Genomic DNA, 14,550 nt, shown 5'->3' on the forward strand with positions numbered 1-14,550 from the left:
TTTTCTGTTTACGGACAGTTAGTTTATACCATTCGATCAATGTTAGCTTTTATGCAACGCTAGTGGAGTTTTTCCCATTAACCATCCCGGGGGAGGTCACTCAGCGGGATGAAGTGGAGAAATTCCATCTCAGTCACACAAGTTCATGTGAGAGTAAGTCCATGTTCTTCCGGCGACAAAAAAACACCATACCGGATGCGAAAGTTGTACAATATTCTCTGAGCCGTAATTACTCTGTCATGGAGGGATATTAGTGCTGAAAACGCTGCCGCTGAACAAAAGAGGAATTCCCGCCAGCCGGATTGCCCTGGGATGCATGGGCCTTGGCGGAGGCTGGGACCACGAACCGATTACTGCCGAAAATGTGAAGCAGGGACACGAGGCGGTGGAAGCCGCGCTTGAGATCGGGATTAACTTTTTTGACCATGCCGATATTTATACCCGCGGGAAGGCGGAGAAGGTGTTCGGACAAATTTTCAAAGACCGTCCGGGCCTGCGCGAAGAAGTCATTCTTCAATCCAAATGCGGAATCCGGCTGATGGAGCCGGGCGACCTCTCCAATGTATTTGATTTCTCCAAGGAGCATATCCTGAGCAGCGTCGACGGAACCCTCTCGCGGCTCGGTACAGAGTACATTGATATTCTTCTGCTTCACCGTCCCGACCCGCTCATGGACCCTGAGGAAGTAGCCGAGGCGCTACACCAGCTCAAGTCCGCTGGCAAGGTGCGCCATTTCGGGGTCTCCAATATGAGTGCGGCCCAGATCAAGCTGCTGCAGGCTTACTGCGATGAACCGTTCATCGTCAATCAGCTGCACATGAGCCTGGCCAAGATCAGTTGGCTCGATGCTGTAATCAGCGTCAACCGCGAGCCTTGGAAGGACATCACCTTTCCGGAGGGTACCATTGAGCACTGCCGCACAGAGAATATCCAGCTTCAGGCCTGGGGCCCGCTGGCCCAGGGAATGTTCAGCGGTCGCTCCCTGGAAGGGCAGCCGGACAATATCGTGAACACAGCGGCCATGGTGAAGACGCTGGCCGAGGAGAAGAGCACCACACCTGAAGCGATTGTGCTCGCCTGGCTAATGACTCATCCGGCTGCAATCCAGCCGGTTATCGGTACGGTCAACCCGCAGCGGATCGCCGCCTGCCGGGATGCGGACAAGCTGGAGCTGTCCCGCAAGGAATGGTACGACCTGTACGTCAGCTCGCGCGGCGGGAAGCTGCCTTGAGCTAGCTTTTTGTGGAGGCCGCCCCATTTGCGTATGGGGCGGCCTCGTTTGTGTCGGCAACGGCATTTCTGCCGTTGCTGGTTGGCCTGTGGCCGCTTACGGCGGAAATAGCGGCATTTCTGCCGTTATTCCCACGCCCTCGGCCGCTCACGCCCCATTTAACGGCATTTCTGCCGTTATTTCCACGCCCTCAGCCGCTCACGCCCCATTTAACGGCATTTCTACCGTTGTTTCACCGCCCTCAGCCGCTCACGCCCGATTTAACGGCATTTCTGCCGTTATTTCCACGCCCTCGGCCGCCCGCAACCGATTTAACGGCATTTCTGCCGTTATTCACCGCCTCTCGGCCATTATCGCCCTATTTAACGGCATTTCTGCCGTTGTTCCACCGCCCTCAGCCGCTCACATCTAATTTAACGGCATTTCTGCCGTTATTCACCCGCCTTCGTTCGCCTTCTTTGCCGTTATACCATAAGCCTCATACACTTCACCTCCTCTCCCCCCACTGCTCCACGTTACAATACATCCACCTATATAGCGCCAACCACACCTAATGTTCTTTATAAAGAACATTTTGCGAAAATCAGCGATATCGCCAGATAATAGCCGCTAAATAGCCATTTTTGTGCTTTATTGCGAACATTCAGACGAAATCAACATTTTCTTTTTACCCGGCAGCCAGTGTATGATTTGCTTACGATATCGTTCTTAATTAAGAACGATAATAACGAACCACAAAAGAAAGTCATGAGAGGGGGGCCCGCCTCTGTACCCCAGATCCGCCAAACGGCGTAAAAGAAAACATAGTAAAATCGGTCTGCGCATGCTGCAATCCGGTATGGCTGCATCCGTTCTTCTGCTCTATACCTCCGGCCAGGTCGGCAGTACCTACGGAGAGTACACAACAACCCAGCAGCAGGATAGCACCATTGAGCTGTGCTCCGTATTCCCGGATCAGATCGAGCAGCTGCTGTCAGCATTCGCCGGGCATATCCAGAAAATCATCGAACTTAAAGCTTCTCTTCACAGCTACAGCACCGCCGGAGATTACAGTGCTCCATCAGGCACCAATGAGATGTCAGCGGATGAGCTTGATCAGGCTGCAGCCCGCATTAACGAACAGATTTCCGCCGCAAATTCCGAAATGACCCTATTAGACAATCAACTCAGCTTGAATAGCGGAGTCTGGCAGCAGATTCTGCAGGAAGTAAGCAGCGCAGCGGCAATCCTGAACCAGCTTGGCGGTTACATGGTTAATCTCGAACCGAACTGTCTGGAAATCCGTGACGCACAGGCTTTCGAGCAGCTTCAGCTAAGCGCCGGTCACAGCGGGATTTTGTCCGAATCACTGACCGGTGCTTTGAACGGAATCGTGAAATATCTCAGCTCCATTCGCCAAATCGGCAGTACACTGCCGGAGGGCAATCCCGACCGGATGCTGCTGCGCCAGGAAAGCTTCGGGTTTCCCGCTGAAGAGCCGATTATTTCCTTCATAGCCAAGGCATATGATGCGGACTCCGATGTATCTACCGTGCTGCAGGCCACTTATGAGCAGCTGAATACGGATCTGACCGCCACCAAAAGCAGCCTGTCCTCCGCAGTGGGCAGTTTGCAGAATCATCTGACACAAATCGCGGACGCAAAAGCTAAGCTGCAGGAAAAGGCCCTGGCCGAAGAAAAGAAACGTCTCGAACTGGAAAAGAAAAAGCAGGAAGAAGCCGCCGAAGCGCTCAAGCAGAAGGAAGAAGGCGCGAAGGATGGCGGAGACAAAGCTGTGGGAGCTCCTGAAGACAAGCAACCAGCGAAGGACGGAGACAAGGAGGAGCCGCTTCCTACAGAAAAGGCCGCTTCACCAGACCAGGGAGACGGCAAGCCTTCCGCTGAGACGCCGGGCCATGAACCGATCCCGACAGCAACTCCCGGGAATAGTGCTCCAGAAGCCTCACCGACACCGACAGCAACTTCCGATCAAGATCAAGCTGTTATTAAAGATGACCATACGGTACAGGATGCCCCTACAACTACTCCTACTCCTACTCCTACAGCTACTCCTGCGCCTACCCCAGATCCCGAATCCAGTAAAGGCGGCGAATAAAAATGTCTATCAAAAAAATACTCAGCACCACATTATCCACGCTGATGTTTCTGATCTTTCTGCTCCTGGTGGTTGCCGTCGTGATCTCCAAAGCCTCCGGCGGCGAGCCAGCCTTCTTCGGCTATCAGATCAAGACCGTCCTCTCCGGCTCCATGGAGCCAGGCATTCATACCGGTTCCATTGTAGCCATCAAGCCGGGCGGCGATACGGCCCGTTTCCAGAAGGGAGACGTCATTACGTTCATTAATCAGGAGAACCTCCTGATCACCCACCGCATTGTGGATGCCACTGTTAACAGCGCCACAGGCGAAGCTACTTATACTACCAAAGGCGATAATAACGACGCGGCGGATTCAGCAACCGTCAGCTCGACCAATGTCGTCGGGCAATACACCGGAGTAACCGTTCCTTACGTGGGATATGCAATTAACTTCGCGGTTTCCAAGGCAGGCAGCGTGATGCTGATGATCATACCGGGATTGCTGCTGCTCCTCTACGCGCTTTTCACCTCCTGGAAGGCTGTTGCCGCACTGGAAAAGAAAAACACCGGGTCCGCAGGTTCCGCAGGTTCAGAGACTTTGCCCAAAGCGCTGCAATGACAGGTTGTCCTCTCCCGTTTACGAAACGCGGAGCACAATAGATAACGATTTCTGCCTATTACAAAAAAGAACTTTGAGAGAGGGATGAACAAATGAACATCAAAAAAACACTGGGCCTCGGCGTTGTCTCGGCAGCGCTTGGCCTGACCCTGGTCGGCGGGGGAACCTTCGCTTACTTTAGCGACACTGCAACAAGTTCTGCTTCTTTTAACAACGGAACACTAAGTTTGACTTCTGATCCCGCTGTCATCGTCGATCTCAGCAATCTGAAGCCGGGAGATTTGATCACCAGAGATTTCAAGCTGAAAAATGACGGCTCGCTGGATATTCCCAAGGTATTGCTGAAGACCACCTCCGTAGTGACGGATACGAACAACAACAACGGAAACCACAATCTCAAGGATGATATTATCGTTACCTTCCTGAATAACAACGACAAAAGACAGCCGGAAATCCTGGTGATCTCACTCGCCGATCTGGAGAGCGAAACCCCCGATCTAGTCGCCAGAAAGATACTCGGCACTATCCTGGGCGGCGAGAAATCAGGAATTAAAGCAGGCACCGAGGATAAGCTGACTGTGCAATTCGCCTTCAAGGAAACCTTCCAGCCGCAGAACTACTACCAGGGCGACAAGCTGAAGCTCACCTGGAACTTCGAAGCCAGCCAAGGGGCCGGCGAGTTTAAATAAGCACACACAAATAAAATAATCGAGGAGGGTTTACATTATGGGTATTAAAAAAACATTGGGCTTCGGTATTGCGTCGGCAGCTTTGGGATTGTCTTTGATCGGGGGAGGCACCTTCGCTTACTTCAGCGACACTGCGCAGAGTACAGCAACCTTTGCTGCCGGCACGCTGGACCTGAATACCATTCCAACGGAGATCGTTAATCTCAGCAACCTCAAGCCAGGCGATATTGCGGTGCGCAACTTCACACTGCAGAACAGCGGAACACTGGATATCAAAGAGCTGAAGCTCGCCAGTGCATACACAGTAACCGATGCAGGAACGAATAACGGTGCGCAGGATCTCGGGGATCATTTTAAAGTGAAGCTCCTGAAAGACACCTATGTCAGCGGCGATATTACCAATTATGTTCTCGGAGAGATTTCGCTCAAGGATTTGAAAAATACGTCAAACTATGATTTGATCAGCACAGGCGCAATCCCTGGCGGCATCAGTGCCGGACAATCCAAGGTGTTCAAGGTAGCCTTCGTATTTGTCGACAACGGTCAGGATCAGAACGTGTTCCAGGGGGATAAATTGTCCCTCACCTGGACATTCAACGCCAAACAAGGCCCCGGTGAATTGAAATAAGCCTCATCCCGCGCAAAAACGGCGTATCCTCCCTCATCCGGGCGGGGTATGCCGTTTTTCTTCCTGCTCACCGCTTTGCTGAAGCATTGATTTTTGTCCGTTATGCGAAAATTTGTTATACTGTTAACAAAAAATGCGGAGGGGCGTTTAATCGTGCCGGATAATATGGGTAGCCGCATCCATCAACTCCGTCTGGAAAAAGGCTTGTCCTTATCCGAGCTGGCTGACAAGGCTGATGTGGCGAAATCATACTTAAGCAATGTTGAAAGAAATATTCAATCCAACCCCTCAATTCAATTCATTGAAAAAATCGCCGATGCGCTTCAGGTTTCCATCCATACTCTCCTCTATGGCGAGCCCGCAGATACGGAAGAGCCGCCCCTGGACGGCGAATGGTTCCGGCTCGTTCAGGAAGCTATGGCCTCAGGCATAAGCAAACGGGAATTCAAAGAGTTTCTGGATTATCAAAAATGGCGGCTGGAGCAGAAGGATCAATAGTTCGAGAAATATAAGGATACAGTATAGTGTGATACTTATACTTTCTCATATTTGCAGAAAAGGACACAGCGGATTCCGCTGTGCCCTTTTCCGTATATATCCCTGCATCGAAAACGCCCTACATGACCTGCAATGCCTTCTCGCCCAATGCTTTCTCACTGAAAAACCGGCGGATCTCCTCCGCCCCGATGCCCGCCTTCCTGGCCGACATCAGCAAATGCACCCATTCTAAATCCAGATCAACTGTCTGCAGTTCTCCGTTATTCCCCTGGTTGGACTTTTCCAAGATATCTCCTCCTAGAATATTTGCGTCCCCAGGCAGTCCGGCCGTCGTAGTATTTCTACATTAGACCCGAGACTTTGTGCCCCTGCCTTTCAGCAGGTTTACCCTTTACTGGACCCTTTACATGAAAGGATCTGGCTAGAAACTAATGTAACCGTTACCCGCAATAACATTATACAGAATCTCACAGAAGAAGTGTGTCGATTTTCGGATTTTTTTTTGCTAAGTCGTGCAAAAGATTAGCTTTTTTTGCAAGGCTTTGTCCGGGTAATAAAGCTTGTGAGACTGACCATGAATTGCATCATAGTAAACGATATCCGTTATTCATCATTCATGGGCTGAATCATGCCGTTTTGCGAACGGATTGCACGAAAGTATGAATTGATTACACGCCTCGAAAGTAGCACAATAAGATGAGAAATGAAACCGCAAACATTGCAGCTCCACCGGGCGCTGACGCCTAGTGCCGCACGTGGGGTTCATCCGTTGGGAGGATGCATTCATGGCAGTCAAAGAGCCCTATAACGAAACCATTTGGAGTAAATATCACGGACCCAATCTGGGCTACATTCAGGAAAAATATGAACAGTTTGTTAAGGACCCCGCTTCAGTAGAGCATCATTACCGCGAGCTTTTTACGGTGTACGGACCTCCTCCGCTCACCCCAGATGTTTTGCCGGCTCCGAAGCCTGCGCTTTCGGGAGATACGGAGTGGCTTAGAAAAGCCGTAAGAGCTTCCAAGCTGATTGCCAATATCCGTATATATGGCCATATGGCCGCTAATATTGACCCGCTTGTCCGGGGGAACAACCCCATGGCGAAATGGCTGGAATACGAAACCTATGACCTCACCCGCGAAGACCTGACCGCGCTGCCCGCATCACTGATCTGGGAGAACGCACCGGATGAAGTCAAGACCGCCTGGGATGCCGTTCACCGGATGCGCCAGGCCTATACCCGGACCATAGCCTACGAATTCGGGCATGTACACGAAGAGCAGGAGCTGCGCTGGCTGAACAGCCAGGCAGAGTCCACCAGCTCGCCCGCACCCTTGACGAGCGGTGAGCGCAAGGAGCTGCTGAACCGTCTGATTCAAGTGGAGCAGTTCGAAACCTTCCTGCACAAAACCTTTGTCGGCCAGAAGCGCTTCAGCCTGGAAGGCAATGACGCCCTGGTGCCGATGCTTGATGAGATTGTCCGCGCTGCCGCACATGATGGCGCAGAGCATATCCTGATGGGCATGGCCCACCGTGGACGGCTGAATGTGCTGGCGCATATTCTGGGCAAGCCTTATGAAATTATTTTCTCGGAATTCCACCATTCTCCGAACAAGGAGCTGTTCCCGTCCGAAGGCTCCATGGGGATCAACTATGGCTGGACCGGAGATGTCAAATACCATCTGGGCGCTGACCGGGCTGTCCGTGAAGGGGAGACGGTACGTACCCGGATCACGCTGGCTAACAACCCGAGCCACCTGGAATTCGTCAACCCTGTCGTTGAAGGCTTCACTCGCGCGGCCCAGGAGGACCGGAATACGGCGGGATTGCCAAAGCTTAATACTAACAAGGCTATTGCTGTGCTGATGCACGGCGATGCTGCTTTCCCGGGTGAAGGCATTGTTGCTGAGACGCTGAATATCGGCAAGCTGAGTGGATACACCAACGGCGGCACGGTGCATATTATCGTCAATAACCGGATTGGTTTTACGACCGAAAGCGAGGATTCCCGGTCCACCCATTATGCCAGCGACCTTGCCAAAGGCTACGAAATTCCGGTTGTCCATGTCAACGCGGATGATCCCGAGGCCTGCATTGCGGCTGTCCGGCTGGCCTGCGCTTACCGCAACCAGTTCAAGAAGGATTTCCTGATTGACTTGATCGGCTACCGCCGTCATGGCCATAATGAGATGGATGATCCGGAAACGACGCAGCCGCTTGTATACAGCAAAGTGCGCAACCATCCTACGGTCTATCGTATATATGCAGAGCGCCTGCAGCGGGAGAAGATCGTCACGGAAGACGAAGTGAAGCAAATGAACAGCGCGGCAGAGAACGTGCTGCAGCAAGCCTTTGACCAGATGAAGGAAGGCAAGCACAAGAGCGGAGAGGCTAAAACCTCTGTGCAACTGTTGACGGATACCCCGCAGCCGCAAACCACAGCGGTTGCGCTTAGCAGTCTGCAGCAGATAAACCGCGAGCTGCTGACAGTGCCGGACGGCTTCAAGGTCTATCCGAAGCTGGAACGGATTCTGCAGCGCCGCAAGGATGCGCTGAATGACGGGGAACGGGTAGACTGGGCGCTGGCGGAAGCCCTGGCCTTCGCCAGTATCCTGACAGACGGCACACCGATTCGTCTGAGCGGCCAGGATTCCCAGCGCGGCACCTTCGCCCATCGCCATCTGGTTCTGCATGACAGTGACACGGGCGCCCTGTTCTCTCCGCTGCATCAACTCAGCGACGCCAAGGCCTCCTTCGGCGTGTACAACAGCCCGCTGTCGGAAGCATCGGTGCTGGGGTACGAGTACGGCTACAACGTGTTCGCCCCGGAAACCTTCGTGCTCTGGGAAGCGCAGTACGGCGATTTCGCCAACGCCGCGCAAGTGATTATCGACCAGTTCATCTCTGCTGGACGTGCCAAATGGACACAGCGCAGCAATCTGACCATCCTGCTGCCGCACGGCTACGAAGGACAGGGACCGGAGCATTCCAGCGCTAGGCTGGAACGGTATTTGCAGCTCTCCGCAGAGGAGAACTGGACTGTGGCGAACCTGAGCTCTGCCGCACAGTATTTCCATCTGCTGCGCCGCCAAGCGGCCCTTTGCGGCAGCGTGGATGCCCGCCCGCTGGTGATCATGGCGCCCAAGAGTCTGATCCGCAACCCGCGCAGCACCTCCCCGGGCGCCGCGCTGGCCTCGGGCGACTTCCAGCCTGTACTGCCGGAGCCGCTGCTCGGAGCTAATCCCGGCGAGGTGAAACGGCTGGTTGTCTGCAGCGGCAAGGTGACGCTTGACCTGCAGACCGAGCTTGAGGCCGCCAAAGATCAGGATTGGTCCTGGCTGCATATCCTCCGCCTGGAGCAGCTCTACCCGTTCCCGGAACGCGAGCTGGCTGCTTACCTCAGCACCTTCCGGTCGCTTGAGGAAATCGTCTGGGTACAGGAGGAGCCGAAGAATATGGGCGGCTGGAGCTATGCGGAGCCCCGGCTGCGCGCCATCGCCCCGCAGAAGGCTGGCGTGCAATATATCGGCCGTCCGGAGCGTTCCAGCCCGGCCAGCGGATACGCTGACGTGCATGCTTTTGAGCAGCGGCGTATAGTTACAGAAGCCCTGAAATTAAATACGCAAGTACAAGCGGCTGTACCGTCCTCTTAAACAGAGGATGGTGTTACGATAACGTTAACTAATATGTTTGGGGAGGTAACGGCCTGTGTCCGAAATTAAAGTACCCGATTTGGGCGAATCCATTTCCGAAGGAACCATTTACAAATGGCTGGTGAAAGAGGGCGACACCGTCGGCCAGGGGGATGTGCTGGCAGAGCTGGAGACCGACAAGGTCAATCTGGAGATCAGCGCGGAGGAGGACGGCGTCATCTCCTCCATCCTGCGCCAGGCCGGCGAGAACGTAGCCGTCGGCGAAGCGATTGGCATCATCGGCAGCGGCGCCGGCACGGCAAGCGCTGCTGCGCCGCAGGCGGCTGACGGCGGCAAGCCGGAAGCCGCAGCGGTGGTAGCAGCGGTGCCAGCGCCCGCTGCCGAAGCTCCCGCCGCACCCGAAGGAGCGGCGGCGGGCACTGCGGCCCTGGCTTCGCCGGGGGCGCGCAAGCTTGCGCGGGAGCGGGGCATCGACCTCGGCGAGGTCAGTGCCCGCGACCCCATCGGCCGGATCGCCCAGGCCGATGTGCTGGGACACGGCGCAGCCGGGCCGGGGGCCGCTGCGCCAAGCGCTCCGGCGGCGGCCCGGCCGGAGCCGGTGAAGCCTCCTGCGGCGCTGGGCAAAGCGCCGCAGGAGGACGGCAAAGCCGTCGAGCGCAAGCGCATGTCGCGCAGACGGCTGACGATTGCCAGCCGCCTGGTCGAAGCGCAGCAGACGGCGGCCATGCTGACCACCTTCAACGAGGTGGATATGACCGCAATCCTCGACATCCGCAAGCGCCGCAAGGATGCCTTCAAAGAGAAGCATGATGTCGGACTCGGCTTCATGTCCTTCTTCACCAAGGCCGTGATCGGCGCGCTTAAGGCCTATCCGCTGCTGAACGCAGAGATTGACGGCGAGGATCTGCTGATCAAAAAATACTACGACATCGGCATTGCCGTTGCCGCCAAGGAAGGACTCGTGGTTCCGGTTGTCCGCGACGCCGACCGGCTAAGCTTCCCGGAAATTGAGCGGCAAATCGGCGAACTGGCCTCCAAGGCCCGCGCCAACACGCTCAGCCTGACAGAGCTGCAAGGCGGCACCTTCACCATCACTAACGGCGGGGTATTCGGATCGCTGTTGTCGACACCGATCCTCAACACGCCACAGGTCGGCATTCTCGGCATGCACAAGATCCAGCTTCGTCCAATCGCCCTGGATGAAGAAAGAAGCGTCAACCGCCCGATGATGTACATCGCCCTCTCCTACGATCACCGGATTGTAGACGGTTCAGAGGCAGTAAGCTTCCTGGTTAAAGTCAAGGAACTGCTCGAAGACCCTGAAGCGCTGCTGCTGGAAGGGTAATCTTATTACATTGCAAGAGGCCCACAAGGACAGTTACGGCGTCCTCGTGGGCCTCTATTTTCTATCCCTCCTACACAGGTTATTTGTCTGATCCCCTTTGCAGCGCCGCCTCTACCTCAAATCTTGCATCATGTGCAGCCTCGTGCATATCCAGACTTCATTCCTGTGCTTCATACAAACCGAGTTGGAATTACTCCACCTAAATCCACTGATTTTCGCCTTTTAGCAACGCTTAATGGATTTTCTCCACCTAATTCAAGCAAATCCGCCACATCCCAGCCTTTTTCTTCGATTTAGGTCTACTTTTTCCAACTAACTCTTTTGCAGGGCTTGCACAGCTCTGATTAGTGGGAGAATATCCAACTAACAGAGTTTATTAGACTAAACATGGTGTTTATGCGGCGCCATCAGAAGAATAAAACGTGTATTCGGGATAAGATTATCTACTCGATTATTGGAACTAGTACGAGAATATACAAACATTTTCCCGGAAAAGCCATCCCCGTCCCCCATAGCCTGCATGCATCACCCGCTTGCTATACGCAAGCTTCTACCCTTCTGGCCTACAGTCCGCCCTTGATCAACTCGCCAGCCAGCTTCAGCAGTTGCTCCTTGGTCAATTCTCGGTCCCCATAAGTGGTAAGCGTATAATACGCATCCTGATCTTCGTCGTACCAGTTCAAATAATGGTAGCTGAACCCCGGCTTGATATCCGGCCTGAGCACATGATTGTAGACTAGATCCCGGCCTTCTACCTTAAGCTTCTCTGGCGTGTTCCCCGGCTCCTGATATACCATTACCTCGCCACCATTCAGCAGGGCGGCCGATATGTCGACTCTGGCTCCTTGCTTCGTATAAGTAGCTTGCACAGATCCGGTTTCGGTCCAAGGCACCACCTTCATGAACAGATTCCGCTTCTTATCCTGTTTCGCCTCGCCAATCAGCTTACTTAGCGTCTGACGGTAAAACGGGCTGCTGTCCTGCCCTGCCTTTGTTGGATATTGGGGATACACTACACCACGATTAAACGTATAGCCTCCCGCTGTCTTGGGAAGCACCACTGGCGAGTTCTTTCGGTTCATTTCTTCGAGAAAAGCGGAGTAATCTGTCAGCCGGTTCTCCTTGTAGGCAAATTGCAGCATGCTCCCCGTTCCCTCAGAGACCGGCTCTCCTCTGACATAATAGGCGATTGCCTCACCCGGCTTGGCAAAATTCATCAGCTTCTGCTCATACTTGTAATATGAGGATATTCCCTGCGGCTTCAGTTCCGGCGCAAAATGCTGCACCTTGACCTCGCCCGCCTTATTGCGGATCTGGATATACTCCGAGGTCGCGTAAGCTGTGACTGCGATCAGCAGCAGCATAATTAACATCCCTGAAGCGGCCGCCGGTTTGCGTGCAGTCCTTATACCGCTCAAGCTCAAGCCCCGCCCGGTTCCCCTTATACGCACCATTACCCGCTCTGTCACCTCAATGCCCGGCAGCTGCTCATCGCGGACAGCGGCAGCCCTTATATCTTTGTACTCATAGCCGATTCCTTCTCGTTCCAATGGATCTCCTCCTCCGCTTTCATGGCTTCCCGTACTTTCTGCTTAATGCGCTCCATTCTTTTGTGCAGGCTATTGGCGCTGCTGTTCAGAATCTCGCTCATTTCCTGAAAGGTCAGCTCTTCGAATACCCGCAGCACCAGAATATTCCGTTCCTCCAGCGACAGCTGCATGAGCGCCGCCGATAATACCGGACTGTACAGCCGCTCCTCCACTAACTGCTCCGGGCCTGCAGCCACGGTCTCAGGACGAAAAATGCGCATTACCCGCGCCTGTAACTGCCGCCTGCGCAGCAGATTCAGACAATGATTCCAGGCGATACGATATAGCCAGGCCGAGAAGCTTACCGTTGGCTTGTACCTCCGCAAGGACTGGTAGGCTTTGACCAGGATGTCCTGAACGGCATCCTCAGCATCCTGCCTGTTCCCCAGAAGACGGCAGCAATATCGGTAAATGGGCTGCTGAAAAGCAGCAACAATCAAGCTGTACTGCTCGACCTCCCCCTTCTGAACACTGACGATTACAGCTTCGACTTGCTTCATATCCGGTAAATGCTCCTGTGACGTTGCCAGCACCTCCTTTGCTTGTATATTTCTATAACAAATGACCGCTGCAAAAAGTGCCTTCGCCGCCAAAATGATATGTACATATGAATCGTTCTCTTGTTCTACGTAACTCTAGGATATAGCATGATGCCCAGCTTGTGGCCTGTATCTGCACAAAAAAGAGATGCCCGCCATCCGTTTGCACGGGGCTGAACATCTCTTTTTCGGATCATATTCTCTTTGTCTACAATCTTTCAGCCGACATGAATCTATATTGAACTTTAGGTTTTCATATTAGGGTTTGGCCGTACTGCGGGGACTGTTTGGACTTTCAGCCGCTGTTATGTTTGGATTTCGCTTCGCTCCTACAGTTCCAAACGTACCATCCGTACTTTTACCCTTTTATGTTATTTTAAAGTTCAACTTATATCTTATATGGCTCAAGCCGTATGCCGTGAAGGCTTCAGGCTTATTCCCTTTTCTCTGGCCTGTTTCTGCACTGGTGGCTTCAGGGAAACCGCAACAATGCAGGCCAGGATGCACAGAAGTCCGATAACAACGAAGGTAGGCTTGAATCCGCCGAGGTAAGCGGCAATGAATGAGCCGGACAATGCGCCGATGCCGAAGCCCTGGTATACGATACCATAATTCTTGCTGTGATTCGCAAGGCCGAAGAAGTCGCTGACAATCGCCGGGAACACCGTAATGTTGCCTCCGAAGCAGAAGGCTATCGCAGCCACACAGGCAAAGAACAGGCCGTAGTTCAATTCTGCGAAGCTGAGGGTCAGCATAGCTGCAGCAGTAACCGCCAGCGTAACGCTGATCAGCTTGAGCCGGCTCATCCGGTCGGACAAGGCTCCAAGAATCAAACGTCCCGCCGTATTGAAGATCGCAATCATAGCCACGGCATTAGCCGCTGTCGCTACATCCAGTCCAGCCAGCTTCACGCCGATATCCTTAACGATGCCGATCAGGTACAGGCCGCTCATGCAGGCGGTGAAGAAAATAATGAACAGCAGATACGCTTCCTTCGTGCGAAGCATCTCTTTGACTGTGTAGTCTTTCGGCGCACTTTGTGTACTTTTTGCATTAGCAGCCCCTGTCTTAGTGGCCGCTGCCACAGGAGCTTCCCGAACCAGCAATGAGCCGGTCACGATCATAATCATGACGATAAGGCCCCAGTACAGAAAGGCATTCGACACACCTGCCGAGTCAATCAGACTGCCGTTGATATATTTGAAGATCAGGCTGCCTGTGCCGTAAGCGCCGACGGACACGCCGGAGATCAAGCCTTTGTTCTTGGGGAACCATTTAATCAGATTGGACAACGAAGTAATGTAAGCCGTTCCGTCCGCATACCCGACAACAACTCCGGCCAGCAGATAGAACATCGGAAGGGAGCTGATCTGCGAGCTTAGGATCAGACCCAGCCCCAGCATAATCCCTGCGGAAGCGGTCAGTCTGCGGAGTCCGAACCGCTCCTGCAGCTTCCCCGCGAACAGTGTCGCGAAGGCCAGGGCAAAGCTGGTGATGGAAAAAGTTATCGAAACAGAGCTAAGCTCCCACCCGAATTTATTGACAAGCTGTGCATTGAACAGGCTCCAGGTATAAATCGTACCCAGTCCCATCTGCATAATCACTGTACCGAGCACGATGAGCCACCGCTTGCTGCTGGCCGTAGTCGTTGTCATGGCATTTTCCTTCTTTCTCTCAATTGTCG

General features: G+C 53.7%; 12 protein-coding genes and 1 riboswitch. Of the genes, 8 read left to right on the forward strand and 4 right to left on the reverse strand.

The features are described from left to right. Positions 1-253: 253 nt before the first annotated feature. The 6 genes from AC0LWN_RS21620 to AC0LWN_RS21645 all read left to right on the forward strand — a co-directional run bounded on the left by AC0LWN_RS21620 (position 254) and on the right by AC0LWN_RS21645 (position 5,740). On the forward strand, positions 254-1,231 hold the full coding sequence (locus AC0LWN_RS21620) for an aldo/keto reductase (RefSeq protein WP_474668955.1): 978 nt from the start codon (positions 254-256) through the stop codon (positions 1,229-1,231). Positions 1,232-2,069: 838 nt separating this feature from the next. Then, a complete protein-coding gene (locus AC0LWN_RS21625) occupies positions 2,070-3,326 on the forward strand; it encodes a hypothetical protein (RefSeq protein ID WP_474668957.1) in 1,257 nt (418 codons plus the stop codon). 2 nt (positions 3,327-3,328) lie between these two features. Next, positions 3,329-3,925, forward strand: coding sequence for a signal peptidase I SipW (gene sipW, locus AC0LWN_RS21630; protein ID WP_474668959.1), 597 nt, complete (start codon positions 3,329-3,331; stop codon positions 3,923-3,925). Between the two features lie 92 nt (positions 3,926-4,017). Further along, complete coding sequence (locus tag AC0LWN_RS21635; protein WP_458965577.1) at positions 4,018-4,614, forward strand: TasA family protein; 597 nt, start codon at positions 4,018-4,020, stop codon at positions 4,612-4,614. A 37-nt stretch (positions 4,615-4,651) separates the two neighbouring features. Further along, positions 4,652-5,242: a TasA family protein gene (locus tag AC0LWN_RS21640; RefSeq protein WP_458965576.1), complete on the forward strand. Its 591-nt coding sequence runs from the start codon at positions 4,652-4,654 to the stop codon at positions 5,240-5,242. 165 nt (positions 5,243-5,407) lie between these two features. Continuing rightward, positions 5,408-5,740 carry a helix-turn-helix domain-containing protein gene (locus AC0LWN_RS21645; RefSeq protein ID WP_474669234.1) on the forward strand — a complete coding sequence of 111 codons (333 nt, stop codon included), beginning with the start codon at positions 5,408-5,410 and terminating at the stop codon, positions 5,738-5,740. A gap of 118 nt (positions 5,741-5,858) precedes the next feature. Here the strand turns inward: AC0LWN_RS21645 and AC0LWN_RS21650 are convergent, their stop codons facing one another. After that, positions 5,859-6,026: an anti-repressor SinI family protein gene (locus tag AC0LWN_RS21650; RefSeq protein ID WP_474668962.1), complete on the reverse strand. Its 168-nt coding sequence runs from the start codon at positions 6,024-6,026 to the stop codon at positions 5,859-5,861. Between the two features lie 28 nt (positions 6,027-6,054). Then, positions 6,055-6,139: riboswitch (cyclic di-GMP riboswitch) on the reverse strand. A 386-nt stretch (positions 6,140-6,525) separates the two neighbouring features. Between AC0LWN_RS21650 and AC0LWN_RS21655 the strand changes: the two genes are divergently transcribed. Together AC0LWN_RS21655 and odhB are read left to right on the forward strand one after the other, a co-directional pair. After that, entirely contained in the window at positions 6,526-9,393 is a 2,868-nt protein-coding gene (locus AC0LWN_RS21655; protein WP_474668964.1) for a 2-oxoglutarate dehydrogenase E1 component, read from the forward strand. Between the two features lie 55 nt (positions 9,394-9,448). Continuing rightward, a complete protein-coding gene (gene odhB, locus AC0LWN_RS21660) occupies positions 9,449-10,738 on the forward strand; it encodes a 2-oxoglutarate dehydrogenase complex dihydrolipoyllysine-residue succinyltransferase (RefSeq protein WP_474668966.1) in 1,290 nt (429 codons plus the stop codon). Between the two features lie 563 nt (positions 10,739-11,301). Here odhB and AC0LWN_RS21665 read toward each other — a convergent pair. The 3 genes from AC0LWN_RS21665 to AC0LWN_RS21675 all read right to left on the reverse strand — a co-directional run bounded on the left by AC0LWN_RS21665 (position 11,302) and on the right by AC0LWN_RS21675 (position 14,521). Beyond that, a complete protein-coding gene (locus tag AC0LWN_RS21665; protein ID WP_474668968.1) occupies positions 11,302-12,288 on the reverse strand; it encodes a hypothetical protein in 987 nt (328 codons plus the stop codon). Next, positions 12,249-12,827 (reverse strand): RNA polymerase sigma factor, encoded by a 579-nt coding sequence (locus AC0LWN_RS21670; protein ID WP_474668970.1) that lies wholly within the window; start codon positions 12,825-12,827, stop codon positions 12,249-12,251. Before AC0LWN_RS21670 ends, AC0LWN_RS21665 begins: the two co-directional genes overlap by 40 nt. 443 nt (positions 12,828-13,270) lie before the next feature. Beyond that, on the reverse strand, positions 13,271-14,521 hold the full coding sequence (locus tag AC0LWN_RS21675) for an L-lactate MFS transporter (RefSeq protein WP_474668972.1): 1,251 nt from the start codon (positions 14,519-14,521) through the stop codon (positions 13,271-13,273). Positions 14,522-14,550 lie beyond the last annotated feature (29 nt).

The sequence above is a fragment of the Paenibacillus sp. sgz302115 genome (assembly GCF_056120445.1).